Origin of the sequence: Kitasatospora sp. NPDC101157, assembly GCF_044768255.1 — a bacterium.
In the GTDB taxonomy this organism is placed as follows: Bacteria; Actinomycetota; Actinomycetes; order Streptomycetales; family Streptomycetaceae; genus Kitasatospora.
This window is the reverse complement of the sequence record NZ_JBIWPL010000005.1, coordinates 354,244-372,778: the sequence shown is the minus strand read 5'-3', so window position 1 is coordinate 372,778 and position 18,535 is coordinate 354,244. Positions and strand designations below refer to the sequence as shown.

At 72.1% G+C, this 18,535-nt stretch carries 18 protein-coding genes and 1 pseudogene; 11 read left to right on the top strand and 8 right to left on the bottom strand.

What is annotated here, in order from left to right:
• The first annotated feature begins 149 nt into the window (after nt 1–149).
• From ACIRVF_RS14255 to ACIRVF_RS14245, 3 genes are all read left to right on the top strand, one after another.
• Nucleotides 150–1,274, top strand: coding sequence for a uroporphyrinogen-III synthase (locus ACIRVF_RS14255; RefSeq protein ID WP_402816570.1), 1,125 nt, complete (start codon nt 150–152; stop codon nt 1,272–1,274).
• The gene (locus ACIRVF_RS14250) at nt 1,274–1,978 is read left to right on the top strand and encodes a sirohydrochlorin chelatase (protein WP_402816569.1); all 705 of its coding nucleotides are present in this window, start codon (nt 1,274–1,276) and stop codon (nt 1,976–1,978) included. The genes ACIRVF_RS14255 and ACIRVF_RS14250 overlap by 1 nt, the downstream gene beginning before the upstream one ends.
• Before the next feature lie 96 nt (nt 1,979–2,074).
• A complete protein-coding gene (locus ACIRVF_RS14245; protein ID WP_402816568.1) occupies nt 2,075–2,548 on the top strand; it encodes an SLATT domain-containing protein in 474 nt (157 codons plus the stop codon).
• A gap of 39 nt (nt 2,549–2,587) precedes the next feature.
• On the opposite strand, the gene ACIRVF_RS14240 is transcribed toward ACIRVF_RS14245, so the two are convergent.
• Both ACIRVF_RS14240 and ACIRVF_RS14235 read right to left on the bottom strand, forming a co-directional pair.
• A complete protein-coding gene (locus ACIRVF_RS14240) occupies nt 2,588–4,654 on the bottom strand; it encodes a phosphocholine-specific phospholipase C (RefSeq protein ID WP_402816567.1) in 2,067 nt (688 codons plus the stop codon).
• 109 nt (nt 4,655–4,763) lie between these two features.
• Entirely contained in the window at nt 4,764–5,681 is a 918-nt protein-coding gene (locus ACIRVF_RS14235; RefSeq protein ID WP_402816566.1) for an alpha/beta fold hydrolase, read from the bottom strand.
• 65 nt (nt 5,682–5,746) lie between these two features.
• Here ACIRVF_RS14235 and ACIRVF_RS14230 point away from each other — a divergent pair, with 65 nt between their 5' ends.
• A complete protein-coding gene (locus ACIRVF_RS14230) occupies nt 5,747–6,349 on the top strand; it encodes a TetR/AcrR family transcriptional regulator (RefSeq protein WP_402816565.1) in 603 nt (200 codons plus the stop codon).
• A 149-nt stretch (nt 6,350–6,498) separates the two neighbouring features.
• On the opposite strand, the gene ACIRVF_RS14225 is transcribed toward ACIRVF_RS14230, so the two are convergent.
• Nucleotides 6,499–7,110: a TetR/AcrR family transcriptional regulator gene (locus ACIRVF_RS14225; RefSeq protein ID WP_402816564.1), complete on the bottom strand. Its 612-nt coding sequence runs from the start codon at nt 7,108–7,110 to the stop codon at nt 6,499–6,501.
• A 130-nt stretch (nt 7,111–7,240) separates the two neighbouring features.
• On the opposite strand from ACIRVF_RS14225, the gene ACIRVF_RS14220 reads away from it, so the two are divergent.
• The 3 genes from ACIRVF_RS14220 to ACIRVF_RS14210 all read left to right on the top strand — a co-directional run bounded on the left by ACIRVF_RS14220 (nt 7,241) and on the right by ACIRVF_RS14210 (nt 10,936).
• Nucleotides 7,241–9,520 carry an MMPL family transporter gene (locus tag ACIRVF_RS14220; RefSeq protein WP_402816562.1) on the top strand — a complete coding sequence of 760 codons (2,280 nt, stop codon included), beginning with the start codon at nt 7,241–7,243 and terminating at the stop codon, nt 9,518–9,520.
• A gap of 92 nt (nt 9,521–9,612) precedes the next feature.
• Nucleotides 9,613–10,434 (top strand): hypothetical protein, encoded by an 822-nt coding sequence (locus tag ACIRVF_RS14215; protein ID WP_402816561.1) that lies wholly within the window; start codon nt 9,613–9,615, stop codon nt 10,432–10,434.
• A gap of 91 nt (nt 10,435–10,525) precedes the next feature.
• Complete coding sequence (locus ACIRVF_RS14210) at nt 10,526–10,936, top strand: helix-turn-helix domain-containing protein (RefSeq protein WP_402816560.1); 411 nt, start codon at nt 10,526–10,528, stop codon at nt 10,934–10,936.
• A gap of 57 nt (nt 10,937–10,993) precedes the next feature.
• Here the strand turns inward: ACIRVF_RS14210 and ACIRVF_RS14205 are convergent, their stop codons facing one another.
• Nucleotides 10,994–11,596 carry a ClpP family protease gene (locus tag ACIRVF_RS14205; RefSeq protein ID WP_402816559.1) on the bottom strand — a complete coding sequence of 201 codons (603 nt, stop codon included), beginning with the start codon at nt 11,594–11,596 and terminating at the stop codon, nt 10,994–10,996.
• A gap of 1 nt (nt 11,597) precedes the next feature.
• Nucleotides 11,598–12,230, bottom strand: coding sequence for a ClpP family protease (locus ACIRVF_RS14200; protein WP_402816558.1), 633 nt, complete (start codon nt 12,228–12,230; stop codon nt 11,598–11,600).
• A 1,647-nt stretch (nt 12,231–13,877) separates the two neighbouring features.
• Here ACIRVF_RS14200 and ACIRVF_RS14195 point away from each other — a divergent pair.
• Nucleotides 13,878–14,378, top strand: a complete 501-nt coding sequence (locus tag ACIRVF_RS14195; RefSeq protein WP_402816557.1) for a hypothetical protein — start codon at nt 13,878–13,880, stop codon at nt 14,376–14,378.
• Nucleotides 14,379–14,439: 61 nt separating this feature from the next.
• Nucleotides 14,440–14,934 carry a hypothetical protein gene (locus ACIRVF_RS14190; RefSeq protein ID WP_402816556.1) on the top strand — a complete coding sequence of 165 codons (495 nt, stop codon included), beginning with the start codon at nt 14,440–14,442 and terminating at the stop codon, nt 14,932–14,934.
• 8 nt (nt 14,935–14,942) lie between these two features.
• Here ACIRVF_RS14190 and ACIRVF_RS14185 read toward each other — a convergent pair.
• Nucleotides 14,943–15,151, bottom strand: a pseudogene (locus ACIRVF_RS14185) (hypothetical protein); the annotation flags it as partial.
• A gap of 106 nt (nt 15,152–15,257) precedes the next feature.
• On the opposite strand from ACIRVF_RS14185, the gene ACIRVF_RS14180 reads away from it, so the two are divergent.
• A complete protein-coding gene (locus ACIRVF_RS14180; RefSeq protein ID WP_402816555.1) occupies nt 15,258–15,392 on the top strand; it encodes a hypothetical protein in 135 nt (44 codons plus the stop codon).
• 152 nt (nt 15,393–15,544) lie between these two features.
• A complete protein-coding gene (locus ACIRVF_RS14175; RefSeq protein WP_402816554.1) occupies nt 15,545–15,922 on the top strand; it encodes a nuclear transport factor 2 family protein in 378 nt (125 codons plus the stop codon).
• Between the two features lie 234 nt (nt 15,923–16,156).
• Here ACIRVF_RS14175 and ACIRVF_RS14170 read toward each other — a convergent pair whose 3' ends face one another.
• Together ACIRVF_RS14170 and ACIRVF_RS14165 are read right to left on the bottom strand one after the other, a co-directional pair.
• Nucleotides 16,157–17,746: a purple acid phosphatase family protein gene (locus tag ACIRVF_RS14170; RefSeq protein ID WP_402816553.1), complete on the bottom strand. Its 1,590-nt coding sequence runs from the start codon at nt 17,744–17,746 to the stop codon at nt 16,157–16,159.
• 118 nt (nt 17,747–17,864) lie between these two features.
• On the bottom strand, nt 17,865–18,389 hold the full coding sequence (locus ACIRVF_RS14165; protein WP_402816552.1) for a hypothetical protein: 525 nt from the start codon (nt 18,387–18,389) through the stop codon (nt 17,865–17,867).
• Between the last annotated feature and the right edge of the window lie 146 nt (nt 18,390–18,535).

Here is an 18,535-nt window from a genome sequence, read left to right as displayed (position 1 = left end):
GTGTTGCGGGCGGGGTACGCCTCGCTCACACCGCCCGGCCGCCGGGGTGCGTTCCCGGACATCTGCCGTAACCGCGGCGGCACTTTCGCTTACCGGCAGGTGACGGCCGGGCAATGCCCCCGTAACACCCGCGGCGGAGGCTGACCCGCATGGCAGCATCCCCCACCCCGCCAGGGCCGCTCACCGGCTTCACCGTGGGCGTCACCGCCGCGCGCCGCCGCGAGGAGCTCACCGCCCTGCTCGCCCGGCGCGGCGCCCAGGTGGTCGAGGCACCCGTGCTGCGCATCCTGCCGCTGGCCGACGACCTCGCGCTGCGCGAGGCCACCGACCGCTGTCTGGCCGCCCCGCTCGACTACGTGGTCGCCACCACCGGCGTCGGCTGGCGCGGCTGGATGAGCGCCGCCGAGGGCTGGGGCCGGGGCACGGCCCTCGCCGAGGCCTGCCGGGGCGCGGTGGTGCTCAGCCGCGGCCCCAAGGCCACCGGGGCGGTCCGGGCCAGCGGACTGGACGAGCGCTACTCCCCCGCCACCGAGGCCACCGACGAACTGCTCACCTGGCTGCTCGCCCGCCCGCTGGCCGGGTGCCGGATCGCCGTCCAGGAACACGGCGTCCGCCTGGACCACTTCGCGGCGGCGCTGCGCGAACGCGGCGCCGAGGTGATCTCCGTCCCCGTCTACCGCTGGGCCCCGCCGGAGGACCCGGGCGCGGTGCGCAAGCTCCTCGACCAGACCGTCCGCCGCCAGGTGCACGCCCTCACCTTCACCAGCGCGCCCGCCATCGCCGCCCTGCTCGCCACCGCGCGGCACGAGGGACTGTACGAGGAACTGCTCGACGCGCTGCGCGCGGACGTGCTGCCGGTCTGCGTCGGCGCCCTGTGCGCCCGGCCGCTCACCGAGCTCGGCCTGCCCGCCGTCCATCCCGAACGCGGCCGGCTCGGCGCGCTCGTCCGGCTGCTCGTGGACACCCTTCCCGGCCGGGCCCGCCGCGAAGTCGACGTCGCGGGGAAGCTGTTGACCCTCCAGGGCAACGCCGCCCTGGTCGACGGCGAGAGCCACTGGCTCAGCCCGCGCGGCGCGGCGGTGCTGCGGGCGCTCGCCGAACGCCCCGGCCGGGTGCTCAGCCGCGCCGACCTGCTGCGCGCCGCCTGGCCGGACGCGGCGGCCGACGAACACGCGGTCGAGGCGGCGGTCGGCCGGCTCCGAGCGGCCCTCGGGCCGCACGCCGCCCTGATCCGCACCGTCCCCAAGCGCGGCTACCGGCTGGCGGCGGGCTGATGGCGCCGGTGCTGCTCGCCGTCTCCCACGGCAGCCGCGACCCGGCGGCCGTCACCGCAACTCGCGCCCTGCTGCGCCGGGTTCGATCGCTCCGCCCGGAACTGACCGTCCGCTGCGGCTTCCTGGACCTCGCGCGGCCGTCGCTCGCCGAGGCGCTCGCCCGGCTGTCCGGTGCACGACCGATCCTGGTCCCCCTCCTCCTCGGCACCGGCTACCACGTCCGGGTCGACCTGCCCGCCGCGCTCGCCGCCGCCGACCTCCCGCCCGGCCATCTCGCTCCCGCGCTCGGCCCCCACCCCCTGCTCGCCGAGGCCCTCGCCGACCGCCTCACCGAGGCCGGCGCCCCCGCCGACGCACCCGTGGTCCTGGCCGGGGCCGGCTCCTCCGACCCCACCGCCCTCGCCGACACCGACCGGATGGCCGCGCTCCTCGCCGTCCGCCTCGGCCGTCCCGTCACCCCCGCCCACCTCTCGGCCGCCACGCCCACCCCGCACCAGGCGGTGGCCGCCCTCCGGGCCACCGGCCACCCCGCCGTCGCCGTGGCCACCTACCTCCTCTCCCCCGGCTTCTTCGCCCGCCGCGCCGCCACCACCCCGGCCCGCTGGACCGGCGCCCCCCTGGCCGCCCATCCCGCCGTGGCCCGCCTGATCCTCCACCGCTACGACCAGGCCCGCGCGGCCACCGGGTTCCTGACGGCCGCCTGACCCCGGCAGAAGGCACACGCCCCACCTCCGCTACCGTCTGCCTGATCCCGCACGCGGCCACCGGACCGCGGCACGGGGAGACGGCGAGGGGGAACGGTGCGATCCGACGACGGACCGGGCGCGGGGCTCACCCCGCAGGAGACGGCTGCGCTCCTGCTGGGCAAGATCCGCCAGGGCCACGACTACGCCCGAGGGAAGAAGGAGCAGTTCCGTCGGCGCGCCTCGGTGATCAAGCTGCTGACGCTGGCGTTCTCCGCGGCCTCCACCATCCTCCTGGGCCTGCAACGGTGGACGGACCTGGCCTTCGCCCTGGTCGCCCTGGTGACGGCCCTGACAGCCGCCGAGCCGTTCTACAACTGGCGCTCCCGGTGGGTGCTGATGGAGGAGGCCCAGTACCGCTTCCGACGGCTCGCCGACGACCTGGAGTACCTGGTCGCGTCAACCGCCCCCGAAGGGCTCGAACGTCCCCGCCTCGACGCCGTCTTCGACCGGTACCAGGCGGTGTGGGACGACCTGAGCCGCACCTGGCTTGAGCAGCGCCGCGAAGCCGTACCGCCGTCGAGCACCTGACCGGCCCCCGGCCCGGCGGACCGGGGGCCGAGCCGGTCGTCAGCCGGTGACGCTCGCGGACCCCGTCTCGATGTGACCGGCGGCCCGGCGGAGCCACGCCGGGTCGCTGCTGACGGTGACGGTGAAGTCGTACCACCCCTGCGCGATGGTGACGGCGTTGAAGTAGTCCCTGACGGTGGCGCCGGGGGCGACCTGGTAGGTCCAGCTTCCCGTCCGGTAGTTGCCCGCCGTGATGGTGAAGGTGACGGCACCGGTACCGCTGTTGGTCATGGTGAACCAGACCGCCGGGTCGCCGGTGTCCGGCGCCGACGCGTAGGAGGTGGTGGCCTCCGCCGTCCGGCCCGCCGTGGTGGCGTTCCCGGCGAAGCGGCGCAGGGTGCGGTTGGGCCCGAGCACGGTGAAGTCGTACTGCCCGTTGCCGTAGCCGGCGCCGATGTCGAAGGAGTCGCGGGCGCTGCCGTCGGTGCCGGTGGCGGCGTCGTACGGGGCGACGGTGTACTGCCAGGGGCCGCCGTTGCGGTAGGCGTTGGCGTAGACCGAGTAGTGCGCCCAGGCGGTGGCCTGCGGGCCCTGGTTGGCCAGGTCGATCCAGAGCCGGGTCCGGCCGTCGGTGCCGGTCTCGATCCGGTCGACCCAGGCGTTGGGCTGGTAGGGCAGCGCGCGGGCGGGCTTGGTGCCGGGCTCCTGGGTGGGCATGGCGTTGGTGCCGGGGCTCGGGTTGATCTGCACGTTGGCGGCGGCCTGGCCGAGGGTGGCGCTGGTGTCGGGCAGCGCGGGCAGGCCGAAGACCGGGCTGGTGAAGTCGAAGGCGCCGGTGAGGTCCCCGCAGACCCGGCGGCGCCAGTCGCTGATGTTGGGGCAGACGGCGGGGGTGCCCAGGGCGGCCGTCCAGCTCTCCAGGAAGCGGATGACGCTGGTGTGGTCGTAGACCTGGGAGTCGACCCAGCCGCCGCGGGTCCACGGCGAGACCACGATCATCGGGACGCGGAAGCCGAGGCCGATGTTGGTGCCCTTGCAGAACTCCCCGGCGGTGCCGGCCGGGGCGACCGGCGGGGGCACGTGGTCGAAGAAGCCGTCGTTCTCGTCGTAGTTGAGGAACAGCGCGGTGGAGTTGAAGACGTCCGGGTCGGCCGCCAGCGCCTGGAGCACCAGGTTGACGAAGTGGGCGCCGTTCTCCGGCGGGCCGTCCGGGTGCTCGGAGAACAGCTGGCTGGCCACCACCCAGGAGACCTGGGGCAGCGTGCCCGCCAGCGCGTCGGCCTTGATCGCGGCGGCGATGTCGTCCGGGGTGGAGCCGGTGCTGGGCACCGATCCCATGCCGCGCCGGGCGAGCGGGCTCGAACTCGGCGCACCGGTGAACTGGTTGAAGTAGGCGAGGCCGTTGTCGCCGAAGTTGTCGTGGGCGTTCTGGTAGACCTTCCAGCTGACGCCCGCGTTCTGCAGGGTCTCGGCGTACGTCTGCCAGTGCAGGCCCGACTCGGAGCCGCCGTCGTAGGCCGGACCGCCCGCGGTGGCGCCCGGGTCGATCGTGCCGGACCACAGGTAGGTGCGGTTGGGGCCGGTGGCCGAGAGGATCGAGCAGTGGTACGCGTCGCAGATGGTGTAGGCGTCGGCCAGCGCGTAGTGGAACGGTATGTCCTCGCGGGCCATGAAGCCCATGGTGCGGTCCGAGCCCTTGGCGGCGACCCAGGAGTCCATCTTCCCGTTGTTCCACGCCTTGTGCTGGGTGGACCACGAGTGGTCCAGCGAGCCGTCGCACTGCGCCAGTTGCTCGGCGCTGACGCCCCACCACCAGGTCTTGGTCTTGCTGAGCTGCCACGGGTACTGCCGCCCGCTGCCGTTGGGCTGCTCGAACACGCTGGTGCCGCCCGCGATCTGGAGGGCGGTGCGGTCGCCGAAGCCGCGCACGCCCTTCAGCGTGCCGAAGTAGTGGTCGAAGCTCCGGTTCTCCTGCATCAGCACCACGACGTGCTTGACGTCGCGGATCGTCCCCGTCGTCGTGGCGGACGCGCTCGGCAGCGCTGCGGGCAGGGCGGTGTCCAGCCCGATGGCCGCGCCGAGGGCGGCGGCCGAGCCGAGGAAGGTACGACGGGTGACGGGTGACAAGGTGAGGCCTCCGGGAAGCAGGGACAAGTCCGACGACCGGCCGGCAGCCGGGGCCCGCAGAAACTACACCTGACGGCCACTCCCCGGAAATTCCGCCCCCGCGGCCCGGTCACCGGCCGCCGGGCCGTTCCTCCTCCAGCTCACGCCCGACGGCGCCGATGAACTCCAGCAGCCGCTCGTTCACCAGCTCGGGCCGCTCCAGGTTCAGCCCGTGCCCGGCCCGTTCCACGATCTCCGCCCGCACGCCCGGGATCAGCGCCGTCACCCGCTCCACCACCTGGCGCGGGCGCAGCAGCGCGCTGCGCTTGCCGACCAGGACCAGCGCCGGCAGCCGGACGGACGCCAGCTCCTCGTCCGTGAACGGCCGGGCCGGCGGGCGGCCGGCCGGCTTGTAGCTGCGCATGGCGAGCATCAGCGGCGCGATCATCTCTCGCGGCGCGCTGAGCGCGGGGTTGGCCAGCAGCCGGCCGACCGCCGGGCGCAGCGGCGGCGGGGCGAGCATGCCGAACAGGCCGCCGACCATGTGGACGTAGAACCGCGCGGGCACCTTCTCGATCCCGCCCGGGTCCAGCGACGTGACGGAGGCGAGCCGTTCGGGCGCGTGGACGGCCTGGTTGAGGGCCAGCCAGCCACCGTACGAGACGCCGACCAGGTGGACCCCCTCCAGCCCGAGGCCGGTGAGGACCTCCCCGAGCCAGGCCGCGTTCTCCCGCGACCCGGCTGCGACGACCCGCTGCACGCTGCGGCCGGGGTCGTCGAGGGTGTCGACCGCGTACACGGGGTGGTGTTCGCCGAGCGCGGCGATCTGCGGGTACCAGTTGGACGGGTGCCCGGCGTGGCCGTGCAGCAGCACGATCGGCTCGCCGTCGCTCGGCCCGTAGTGGTGGATGTGAACGGTGCCGTAGCCGGTCTCGACGTCGAGTTCGCGGCGCGGGGCCGGCCACAGCTCCATCGCCCGGTCGTAGGCATCGAGGAACTTGGCCCTCGCAGCCTCGCTGGTGAAGTGTCCGACGCTGGTCCTGGTCATGATCCCTCCCGGTTTGATGGTATGGTTGTACCACAAAAACATCCGGAAGGAACCGAAGGAACCCGATGCCGAAGCTGGTGGATCACGAGGAGCGGCGGGCCCACATCATCGACGCCCTGCTCCGCTCGGCGGCGAGCAGCGGCCTGCACTCCGTGACCATGCGCTCCGTGGCGGTCGAGGCGGGCGTCTCGGTGCGGCTGGTCCAGTACTACTTCGACACCAAGGAGCAACTGCTCCTCGCCGCCATGACCCGCCTGACCGCCCGCATGGGGGAGCGGGTCCGGCACCGCGTCCACGCCATGGGCGTCGGCACCGACCCGCGCGGCATCGTCGAGGCCGTCCTGCTCGAAGCCGTCCCCACCGACGAGGAGAGCCGGGCCTTCCACCTCATCCACACCGAGTACGCCGTGCTCTCCGTCACCGACCCCGCGCTCGCCGGACAGGAGTTCCTCGCCGCTCCTGACGAAATGGAGGTCTTCCTGGCCGCCCAGCTGACGGCCGCCCAGCGGGCCGGCACCGCCGACCCCCGACTGGACGCCCGTCAGGAGGCCGTCGTCCTGCTGGCCGTCTCCGCCGGGCTCGGCCTCAGCGTCCTGCTCGGCCAGCGCACGGCGGACGAGGCCATCGCCGTCCTCCGCTACCACCTCGGCCGGGCCTTCCGGGGCTGACGGCGGCGCGGTTCCCGAGGAGAACAGCGGGGGAACCGGCGGAGGCCGTTGCGGCACGGTTCCCGTCGCGACACCTTTCGACCATCGTCAGAAGGGCCCGGCACCCGCCCCCGACCCCGCCGGCGCCCGGCGCCCGGCGCCCGTGGACCTTACCCCCCCGCCCCCGCCAGGAGCGCGTGCACCGCGGCGGCCATGGTGCGGCGCGCCTGCTCGGGGCTCAGCCCGCTGCTGCGCCAGTGGTACCAGGCGCTCCACGTGGTCACCGCGTCCAGCCCGTTCAGCAGGTCCGTACGAGCCTGCTCGGGCAGGGCGTCGAGTTCCGGGGCGAAGATCTGGGCGAGCCGCAGGCGGGCGAAGTCCAGCATCTGCTGGACGGCCTCCTGGATCCGCGGGGACGGGTTCTCCAGCCGCATCACGGCCAGTCTGGCGGGGGTCACGCCCTCCAGGATCCGGGCCCGCTGTTCCGCGAGGGCGGACACCCGCAGCTCGCGCGGCCCTTCGGTGGGAAGCGGCCTGATCTGGGCCGCGAGCTGCTCCAGACGCCGGTTGACGGCGACTTCCGCCAGCTGAGCCATGTCCGCGAAGTGGTGGAACACCAGACGGCGCGACACTCCCGCCCGTTCGGCCACCTTGTCGGCGGGGAACTGCGCCTGGTTCTCGTCGATCAGCGACAGCATCGCGTCGGCGATCTTCTCGCGGGTCTGCCGCCCGCGCTCCGTCCGCCCGTCGGTGACGGGCGCGGCGGCTTCGGTCCGCTTCACGTGGGCTCCTCCGCCCTCTCGTTGACATTCTTGCACCGCGAGTGCAAGTGTACGGCTTGCACGGTGAGTGCAACTAGTTTTGGCGGGGGCCGCACGCTGTCCGCCGCACGAGGAAGGCCGTCCACCGCCGATGTTCACCACTGTGGGGCGCTGGTGCGCCCGCAGACCCAGGCGGGTCATCGCCGCCTGGCTGCTGCTGACGGCCGCCGCACTCTGTGCCGTGGCGACGTTCGGGCGCGTCACCAGCGAGGCCGTCTCCATCCCCGGCAGTGACAGCCAGGCCGCCCGGGACATCGCCGACCGCGCGTTCCCCGCCTCCGCCTCCGGCAAGCAGCCCGTCCTGCTGCACACCCCGGCCGGCGCGGCCCCACTGACCACCCCCGACACCGCCGCCGCGGTCCGCAGCGCGGCGGCGGCCATCGCCGCGGTGCCCCACGTGGTCGCCGTCACCACGCCGTACGACCCGGCCGGCACCGCAGCCATGGGCAGCGACGGCCACACCGCGTACCTCTCGGTCGAACTCGACGTCCCCGGACGGGACGTGACGCCCTCGACGACGGACGCCGTGCTCGCCGCGGCGGCGCCGGCCACGGCCGCCGGCATCGAGGTGACCCCGGGCGGCTCCCTGGCCGCCGCGGTCGACCGCGGCAGCACCGGCCGCAGCGAGGCCATCGGACTCGGCACCGCCCTGGTGATCCTCACCCTCTCCCTCGGCAGCCTCCTCCCCGCCGCACTGCCGCTGCTTGCCGGGGTGATCGGCCTCGGCATCGCCCTGCCCGTCCTCGGCCTCGTCGGCCACCTGATGGACGTGCCCGAGGCCGGCGAGACCATCGCCGCCATGATCGGGCTGGGCGTCGGCATCGACTACACCCTCTTCGGCCTCACCCGGTTCCGGGAACTGCGCGCCGCCGGGTTCGGGATCGAGGACGCGGCCGTACGCACCACCGCCGGCTCCGGCAAGTCCGTCGCCTTCGCCGGCAGCGCCGTGGTCGCGGCCCTCGCCGGACTCGCGCTGGGCGGGCTTCCCCTGCTGTACGCGCTGGCCCTCGCCCCGGCGATCGCCGTGGTGACGGCGCTGGGCGTGAACCTCACGCTCCTGCCCGCGACCCTGGCGCTGCTCGGCGCGCGGCTGACGCCCAAGTCGCCCGCGGCCCCCGCGCCGGCCGGACGCCCGCGCGGCTGGGGACGGATCGCCACCCTGGTCGCGGCCCGGCCCTGGCCCCTGCTGCTGGCCGGCCTGGCACTGCTCGGTGCCCTCGCCGCCCCTGCGGCCCGCCTCCACCTCGGCCAGCTGGACGCCGGCAGCAAGGCTTCCGGCAGCATGAGCCGCACCTCGTACGACCGGATGGCCGCGGCCTTCGGCCCGGGCTCCAACGGCGTGCTCCAGGTCGTCGACGTCCTGCCCTCCCCCGCCCAGCCGACCCCGGGGAACACCGCCCAGCCGGCCGCGGGAAGCACCGCCCAGCCGGGTGCGGGGAACACCGCCGTGCCCGCCGCCGGACCCGCCGACCCGCGCCTGACGGCCGTGACCACCGCACTGCGCGGAGCCGAGGGCGTCGCCTCCGTCAGCCCGCCCGCGCTCACCGCCGACGGCCGCACCGTCCGCTGGCAGGTCACCCCGACCACCGCCCCGTCCGACCCCGCCACCACCGCACTCGTCCACCGCCTGCGCGCGGACGTCCTGCCCGGCGCCACCGCCGGCAGCGGCCAGCAGCTGCACGTCGGCGGCACCCCTGCCGCCCAGGCGGACCTCAACGCGCGGATCGCGCAGCGCATGCCGCTCGTCGTCGGCTTCGTCCTGACCGTCGCCGGACTGCTCCTGCTCCTGGCCTTCCGCTCGCCCGTCGTCGCCGTGAAGGCCGCCGTGATGAACCTGGTGTCGGTCGCCGCCGCCTACGGCGTGCTCACCGCGGTCTTCCAGCACGGCCTGGGCGCCCGGCTGATCGGCCTGGACGGCGCCGTCCCGATCCCCGGGTACGTGCCCCTGCTGATGTTCGCCGTGCTCTTCGGTCTGTCGATGGACTACGAGGTCTTCCTGCTCAGTGCGGTGCGCGAGGGCTACCTGCGGGAGCGGGACAACCGCCGCGCGGTGGTCGCGGGCCTCAGCAGCACCGGACGGATCATCAGCTCGGCAGCTCTGATCATGGTCGCGGTCTTCCTCAGCTACCTGCTCTCCAGCGACCCCGTCGTCAAGATGTTCGGCATCGGCCTGGCGAGCGCCGTCGCCCTGGACGCGACAGTCGTCCGCGGCCTGCTCGTCCCCGCCACCATGGTCCTGCTCGGCGACGGCAACTGGTGGCTTCCCCGCTGGCTCGACCGCCTTCTCCCGCACGTCGACATCGAGGGCGACGGCCACACCCAGCATCCCGGCGCCTTCGAAGCCGCGGCTCCCGCGCTCGGGGCCCCGTGAGCCCCGCGGATCCCGGACCCCACCCGTCCCGGACCCACACCCGAACCCGGACCCACACCCGAACCCGAACCACCCACCAGGAGCAGGCCCCCATGCACACCCCCGTCCGCCGCGGCCTTCCGATGCTCACCGCCCTCGGCCTCACCGTCGGGGTCGCCGCCCTCGCGGCGCCCGCCGCCCACGCCGAGCCCGACTGCGGGCGCGCCCCGGTCCAGTACTCCGTCGACGGCGGCGCCCACTGGACGAACAACGCCACCATGCCCGCCGAGAGCGGCACCGTCCAGGTCCGGCTGGCCGGCGAACCCACCGCGGGCTGCGACTACCACGTCTCGCTGGGCTCGTACGCGACCCAGGGCGCGACCTGGGCCACCTCCGGTCAGCAGACCTTCCTCGGCTGGGCGACCACGACCCTCACCCGCGAGCACTACCGGGACGCCCTCGACGTCACCGGCCACCTGCCGCGGTGCTACGGCGAACTGGCCCTGTACGCAGTCGGCGAGAAGTACGACGGGAGCGACAGCGACCACCCGCTGCCGCACTACCCGGACGAGCCGTTCTCCGGTCTGGCGATCGCCTCCTGGAACGGCGGCACCGCCTGCGTCCCGACGCCCACCGGCAGCCCCACGGGCGCCGCCCCGACGCCCACGCCCACGCCCATACCGACGCCCACGCCCACGCCGACTCCCGCCACCGCACCGGTCACCACCGCGCCGTCCCCCGCGCCGGTCCCGGGCGCACCGACCGCCTCACCGCGGGCCACCCCGCGGACCCCGGCCACGACGGCGCCGGCCACCGCCGCTCCGACGCTGGCCGCCACCGGTGGCAACGACGGCCTCCTGACCGCCGCCGGGGTCGCCGCAGCAGCGCTGATCGCCGCCGGCGGCGTGGCGTTGCGCCTCGGCCGACGACGCTGACGGCACGACACCTGCGGCCCGTCCGCACGGCTTCTCCCACGGCAGAACGCCACACCCTTCCCCCGGCGCCCCGAATCCCTAGGCTGAAGGGGTGAGCACTCAAGCGCCGAACGAAGCCCGCGTCATTCCGCTGCGTCCGCAGACCTCGCCGCCCGGTTCCGTCGGGACGAACGGCACGCCTCAGGCACCCGCGCCGAAGGAACCCCTCTGGCGCGACCTCATCGGTGACGTCCTGCGGCGCGAACGTCTCGCCCAGGAGCGCACGTTGAAGGACGTCGCGGAGCAGGCACGGATCTCGATGCCGTACCTGTCCGAACTGGAGCGGGGTCGCAAGGAGGCCTCCTCCGAGGTGCTCGCGGCCGCCGCCAAGGCGCTCGGCCTCGGCCTCGGCGACCTGCTCTCGCTCGCCCAGGACGAACTGGTCCGGCACACCCGCAGCCGGTCGGCCCACCGCCGCACGGCACCGTCGGCGCGGACCAACGGCCTCTGCCTGGCGGCCTGACCGGAACCGGCGGCCGGTACACCCCCGTGGTACCGGCCGCCGGTCACGTTCCGGCGATCAGGCGAACCCGAGCCGCCGGCTCAGCACCTCGTCCGCCAACCCGTAGGCGACGGCCTCCTCGGCGGTGAGCACCTTCTCCCGGTCCATGTCCGCACGCAGCGTCGCCACGTCGTGCCCGGTGTGCCGGGACAGCACCTCCTCCACCTGCGCCCGGATCCGGACCATCTCCTTCGCCGCGAGGCTCAGGTCGGAGACCATCCCCCGCCGCCCGCCGCTGGCCGGCTGCCCGAGCAGCACCCGCGCGTGCTGGAGCACGAACCGCCGTCCGGGATCGCCGCCCGCCAGCAGCACCGCCGCCGTCGACGCCGCCTGACCGACGCAGAAGGTGGAGATCGGCGCCTGCACGAAGGTCATCGTGTCGTAGATCGCCATCAGCGAAGTGAACGATCCGCCGGGTGAGTTGAGGTAGATCGAGATCTCCCGCTCCGGGTTCTCCGACTCCAGGTGCAGCAGCTGCGCGATGACCACGTTCGCCACCCCGTCGTCGATCTCGGTGCCGAGGAAGATGATCCGCTCGTTCAGCAGCCGGCTGAAGACGTCGTAGGAGCGCTCGCCCTGCGCGGTCCGCTGGACGACGTACGGAACCGTGTACGACCCCATGTCACAGCCCCATCCGTGGACGCGACGAGGCCGGCCGGATGTCGGCCACCGACTCCACCACCCGGTCCACCAGCCCGTACTCCACGGCCTGCTCCGCCGTGAACCAGCGGTCCCGGTCGCCGTCCCGCCGGATCGTCTCCTCGCTCTGCCCGGTGTGCTCGGCGGTGATCCGCTCGATCGCCCGCTTGGTGAACTCCAGGTTCTCCGCCTGGATCTCGATGTCCGCGGCCGTCCCGCCGATGCCCGCCGAGGGCTGGTGCATCATGATCCGCGCGTTGGGCAGCGCGAACCGCTTGCCGCGCGCCCCCACCGTGAGCAGGAACTGCCCCATGCTGGCCGCGAACCCCATCGCCAGCGTCGACACGTCGTTCGGGATCAGCCGCATGGTGTCGTAGATCGCGAGCCCGGCCGTGACCGACCCGCCCGGGCTGTTGATGTAGAGGCCGATGTCACTGCGCGGGTCCTCCGCCGACAGCAGCAACAGCTGCGCACACACCCGGTTCGCCGACACGTCGTCGACCTGGGTGCCGAGCAGCACGATCCGCTGCGCGAGCAGCTGCGCCGCGAGGTGATCGTCGAAGGCGCTGGGCGGGGTGTCCCCCTGCTCCGCGCGGGGAGCGTCGAATGGATCCATCTGGTCCCTCCTCGTAGGGCCGAAGATGCCGTCGACCCCACTCTCACCCCTGACCGCCGACCGACCCCCGTTTCTCTGCCCGCCGCAGATTCGCCGAGGGCAGAGCACCCGGCCCCAATCCATGAACCACGAGCATCCGATGACAAACAATCACAAAGCCGGGCAACTTGCCGGGACCGAACAACAGGGGAAGAAACGGGGCCAACGCTGATGCGACCTCGGAAGTGTTCACCCGGCTCAAGCGGGGTGCGAGCGGACCGACGGTGAACCAACTGCCTGCTTGCGCTCCGGATGCCCCAACCCGGTGGAGGGGATCTGGTCGCTTCGGCGGCGAGGGTTCCCGGCCAATGATCGCGTTCGCCGACCCGAACCGTCTCATACGAGCAGTCAGGCGGCACTCACACCGATATCGTGAGTTCAACCTGAGTGAAGCCCCTATGACGGGGCCGCGCATTTCGGGAACGAGAAGACCGCATCTGAGTTGGGTAAGAGGTCGGTTGACACTCATGGAACAGGCTCCAGGGCTGAGGTGCGAATGAGTGGCTTCGTGGGTACGCCGAGGATGAACGAATTGATGAACGGGAGGGCATGACTGACGGGCACATGGAGTGCGTGATCCCTAGGGAGCTGTTCGACGAGTACGACTTCTTCCCTCAATTTCCTTGGAGCGGCCGGTGATTAACCCTTCTGACCGACTGGAGAAGTGGCAGCTTGTTCATGCCACTGTGGTAGCCAAGATGCCATATGGACTCAGGGTGAGGGTTCCATCGGGAGAGATTGGCGTTGTGGATCGCGTGTTGATCCATGACCTTCCCCTGAAGGACAGCGAGTGGCCCAGCGTGGGAACTGAGCTTCTGGTGGCTGGTGGCGGATATACCACCGGCGGGCAACTTCGGTTGAGTTCTCGCGAGTCAGACATCGACATCGCGAGGACCAAGGCGAAGGATGCCAAGGCGGAGCACGACTGAATATCACGACTGATTGGTTCTTTCTGAACCACAGGGGCCCGCCGGTGACTTGTCCGGCGGGGCCCTCGGGCTCTCTGGCGGCAGTAGTTGACGGCAACGTCAGCGGACGGGTGCTGCACAGAGCGGCGTGTCATCGCCGTTGTCGCCGTGTCCTGTTCCAGCGACCGAGACCGGAGATCCACTGTGAGCATGCCGAGGAGCGACGCGGACCGTCTGCGTCGCAGGGAGCTGCACGAAGCGGCGTCGGGCTTGGCGGGACCCCGCCTGCTGCCAGGGACCACCGAGGACGGACGCCCCTGCTACCTGAGCAGGAGGTGGCTGAGGAGGGTGAACCTTCGAAGCCGACACCCTTGGGGGGCGGCCTGCGTCACCGGCGAAGGACGGAACTGCGCTGCCGCGTCCGGCGGACTGCACAGGCCCGAGGAGCTGACGCGCTGGGTTGCCGGACACTGCGCGCAGACCGGTCACCAGTCGTACGAGCAGACCACCCGCACCGCCCTCCGCGCCGAGCCCGGAGCTTGGCAGTAGGATCACGCACGCAACCGTCAGCAAGGGCGATTGATCTACGCCTCTGACGGCAGTAGAGACGGCAACAACCACGGACCCCGGCGCACACCCATGGGCACCGACGGGCCGTCAAACCACCGTTGAGCTGCGACAAAGCAGGTAGAGAGGGGTCGTGAAGCACACGTACTATGCGCTGGCCGGTGGCACACCGGTTCTGATGCACAACGAACGTGGCCTTCGGCATCACGCCAGCCCCGAGAAGCAGGCATTCGAGCGGAAGCCGGCACAGCAGCGAGGTGTCACGCCCACCGTGATGGGCGACGACAGCGGACTGAGAGTCCTCCGGGATGCATTGGACGGGGAAACGGACTTCAGGTGGGTTGTCGTCAGAGGATCAGCCGGTGACGAGCTGAGGGCCATGCCGGCGTACGCCGGAGGGGGTGCCGGGAATTGGCCGCGTATCGAACTGGCTCACACGGTGTTGGCACAACCTGACGAAGTCGCAGTGTCGGCCGGGTCCAGAAATCCCGGGAATGGACTCTTCCCGACGACCGTCACGAACTGGAGCGGCCACTTCAAGCCGGATGACGAGTTACCTTCGATCGGCGAGTCTGCATTCGAGCGGGCTGGCATCGATGTAATGGCTGTTCCGCGAAGTCTGATGGGTCAGTGACATGCCGCTTCCGACTGCCCGTGAAATCTTCGATCTGGCGACCCCCGCATCCTTCAGGTCCGTGGCGGCGAGCGACGACATCGCGACTGCCACTGCAGGCTGGTGGGAGTCGCTGATCGCCGCATGCCATTCCTGTTTTGCGAACGCCGTGTCCGGTTCGGGCGCATTGCCGGAATGGGGTGGCGCGCTCCTTGCTGTCCTACAAGCCGCTCGACGGTCCGGAGTCGTTGATGTCGCTGAAGTGCTGAAGCGAAGGACTGTCGTCAAAGCTGCCCTTCTGCGCGAGTGCCTGAACGGCTTCGGTACAGCGAACGATCTTTACGTGGAGCTGCTGCAGGATCTGACCGACGTCGAGGGCAGTCCTGCGCACGTGAACGCCGAGGTGGCTCGACTTGAGGCCGGAATGGACATTTCAGGCGTTCGCGTGGCTCGGTTGCAGTCCATCCGTCAAGTTGTCCGAGAGGCCGCCCGGATCCGGGACCTGGTCACTGATGACGGGTTGGCCCATGAGTTGGATGCTTGGGGTCAAGCCCTTAGGATCCAGGGTGCTGTGTGAGGTTGCGATCAGTCGGCCTCTCGCAGGATGTCGCCGACCCAGATCATCGAGGCGCGGTGGTGGAGGCCGGTGAGGTAGCTTTCGGGTTTCTTGTCGCAGCGGGTGGCGATGCCCCCCAGGCCCTCAGCCCGTTGATCAAGCGCTCGACGGTGTCGCGCTCCTCGTAGAGATCCGCGTCGTGGCCGACCGGCCGGCCCCCCCTGCTGCCCTTCTTCTTCATCGGTTACCGAAGGTACTGGCTGGCTCAGCGGCGCCTTGCGGCAGGAGACGTCCATGACTGCTGCGCCCTCGCCAAACCCCCGCACCCCGTTCGACGAGGAGCTATGCGATCCCGCATGGCCCTCCCCTCGCCCGAGCGGGCCCTGCGCCACTTCGCCGGCCGGCCCGGGATCACCTCGCGCCTGGTCTGGCTCGCCCAGCCGGACACCGCCGCCATCGACCGACCCGCAGCCGCCTGACGCCCGCTCGTTGCGCAGGAAGTCGGCCGGCCCGACTTCCTGCGCAACGGCCCCGGCCGGTGCCGCCGGTGCTGTGGCCGGAAAGGTCCACCGCGCTCCGGAGGGTGGCTCGCGAGACGAGTGCACGCAAAACGGGCTGGTATTACTAGGACATGCAGGAAGAGACCGCACGATCCGCGATCGACACGTTCATCTCCGCGTTCAACGCCTCGGACGACAGCTATGTGACTGCCCTGCTCCCGCAGGCCCTGACCTCGGACGTGGTCTTCTGGGGGCCGTTGGGTCGCAGCGAAGGAATCGGGGCGGTCGAGCGGTTCGTGCTGGACATCCGACGCCACCCGGCGGGGACCGGCACGATGGTGCGCTGCTCAGCGGTGGACATGCCTGACGAATGGGCCCGGTACCGGTGGGTCTTCACCACCCCTGATGGAGGCCCTCGCCTGGCGGGAACGGATGTCGTCCATCTGCGACGGAACCTCATCGACCAGATCATCGTCTTCGCGGGAGAGATCGAGCCGTCCGCCTCCTGAGCCGTCGGGCGCCTAGATCAAATACTTCGCCAGCAGAGTCGCCCGGGCGACTTCCCGCGCAGGCTTGAACGCGACCGCTACCCCTGCTCGTCCTCGTCACTGAACGGTTCGACGGTCCTGGGCAGCCCCCGAAGGGGTGCGTGCCGGACGACCGGGGGGGACGCGTGGTTCACGGCAGCGGTATCGCGGCCCGCCGCGCCGGGGCAGCGCGGCGGGCCTGCCCGCCAGGTGCGGCTACCGGGCGGCGGCGCGCTCGGTCCGGGAGTCGGAGTCCTCGTCGTCCCCGTCCCAGCCGTCGCTGCGGTCGCGGTACAGGGTGAAGCGGTCGTACAGCTCCGGCGTCGGGAACGGGTTCGCGGCGGTGGCCGGGACCGAGTGGTAGTAGGACACCGTGATGGTGGTCCGGCCGCCCGGGACCGGTCCGGGGTCGACGTCGAAGACGGCGACGCCGTAGGGGTGGGTGGTGTCGGGGTCGGTGACGGCCGACCAGTGGGCCTTCTCCTTGGCGTCCGGGTCGGCCTTGAAGGTGAGGCGCTGGGTGCGGACGGTGGCCTCGCGCACGCCGTTGCCGTCGGCCGGGAGGTAGACGTCGTCGTGCCCGGCGGTGCCGCCGCCGCCCAGGATGAGGTGGACGGTGCCCTGGGAGGTGTCGATCTGCCGCAGGTCGTCGTCGACGACGGCCGGGGTGAGCAGGCCGCCCGGTTCGGTGCCGCGCACCGGGTGGGTGCGCTCGTAGTCGTGGTCGTGCCCGGCCAGGACGAGGTCGACGGAGTAGCGGTCGAGCAGCGGGAGCAGCTTCTCGCGGATGCCCATGTCGCCGCCGTGGCTGGCGGCGGACGAGGACATCGCGAACTGGTGCAGGTTGACGACGATCCAGTCGACCGACCGTCCGTCCCTGGCCCGCGACAGCACCCTTTCCAGCCAGCGGAGTTGGGCTCCCTCGCTGTAGTCGCTGATGTAGATGGACCGGCCGGTGGCCGGGTCGAGGCTGGCGTCGTCCTCGACGGCGATCTCGTTGCCGTCCAGGCTGACGAACAGCACGGAGCCGACCTGGAAGCTGTACCAGTTGCCGCAGTGGTCGCGGGTGCCGTTGTCGGGCAGTTCGAACCGGGTCAGGTAGGAGGCGTACCCGAGGTCGCCGCCGCCGGCCTCGACCTCGTGGTTGCCGGGCGCGGGCATCCAGGGCCGGTTGGCGGCGGACTTGGCCATGTTGTTCATGAACGCGTTCCAGGCCTGTGGCTGGAGCTGCGGGTTGTTGTTGGCGTACGCGAGGTCGCCGTTGAGCAGGTGGAAGAGCGGGCCGAACTGCTCGACCTGGCGGACGGCGGCGGCGCCGTGGATGGACGACTTGCTGAACACCTTGTCCCCGGTGCCGAGGTCGCCGAAGCTGGTGAACCGGAAGGCGGCCCGGCCGCGGGCGGGGGCGGTACGGAAAGTGCCGCGCACCGGCTGGGCGCCGTCGTGCAGCACCTCGTAGACGTAGGTGGTGTCGGGGCGCAGCCCGTCCAGGCGGGCGTGGTGGGTGTACGTCTCGACCTTGTTGAGCCCGTCGACGTAGCTGCGGCTTGCCGCGTCGACGCTGCGGCCCGCGCCGCCGCGCGGGGTGCCGATCCGCACCCGGGGGCGGCTGACGGAGGCGGCCGTCGCCCACGAGACGGTCATCTGCCGGGACGGCTCGTTGCCCCACTGGAGGTGGATCTGCTCCGGGCCGGGGGTGCCGGCCACGGCCGGCTGGGTCCACAGCAGGGTGGACGCGGGCAGGGCGGTCAGCGCGCCGACCGCCGTACCCGTCCGAAGGATCGTTCTGCGCGAGGGATGTGCCACTGCCGGACCTCCTGGGCTTCGAGAAACGCCGAGGAGGCTCCCAGCCGGACGGTACGTCCGGGCCACGTTCGAACGTTCGCGCGGTGAACGGGAGCTGAACGCTGGTCCGGACGGGGGGTCAGCCCCCGGCCCGGCCCTCCCCCACCCCCGGCAGCCCGGTGACCACCCCGTCCACCGCGTGCGAGCAGACGCGGTCCCGCTCGGCGGGCAGCCGCTCCAGCGCCTTGAACAGCACCGTGCGCAGCCGGTCGACGTTGCCCGCGAAGACCTCCAGCACCTCCGCGTGGGTCACCCCGTCCCCGCTCTCCACCCCGGTGTCGTGCACCAGCAGCGTGCCGGGCCCGTACTCCTCCCGCAGCCCGCCCACCGCGCACGGGCCCAGCACCTGCCGCACGCCGACGGAGTGCAGCGCCCACAGGTTGGCCCGGTGGTCGATCCGGTGCGGGGGGAGCCCGTGGCCGCGCCCGTGCCGGGGCAGGAAGGCGACCCGGCGGCCGGCCACCTCCCCCAGGAACAGCGCGTCGCCGGGCGGCCCGTACGGCGTGTCGACCCGCACCTCGGTCACCTCGTCCAGCAGCGCGTACAGCCCCGAGCCGCCGATCACGCCCAGCTCGCCCCGTGACGCTGTCCGATCGATCGTCATCTCCCGTTCACACCCTTCGTCGAGAGGCGGTCCCGGCCACTCCAGGAGGAGGCCGTCGAGGAGGGGTACGGCCGGATGGCCGCGGGCCGCCGGGGTGGTCCGGGACGGCCGAGCGGGTGACCTCCCGGACGTGTCGGCGGCGACGC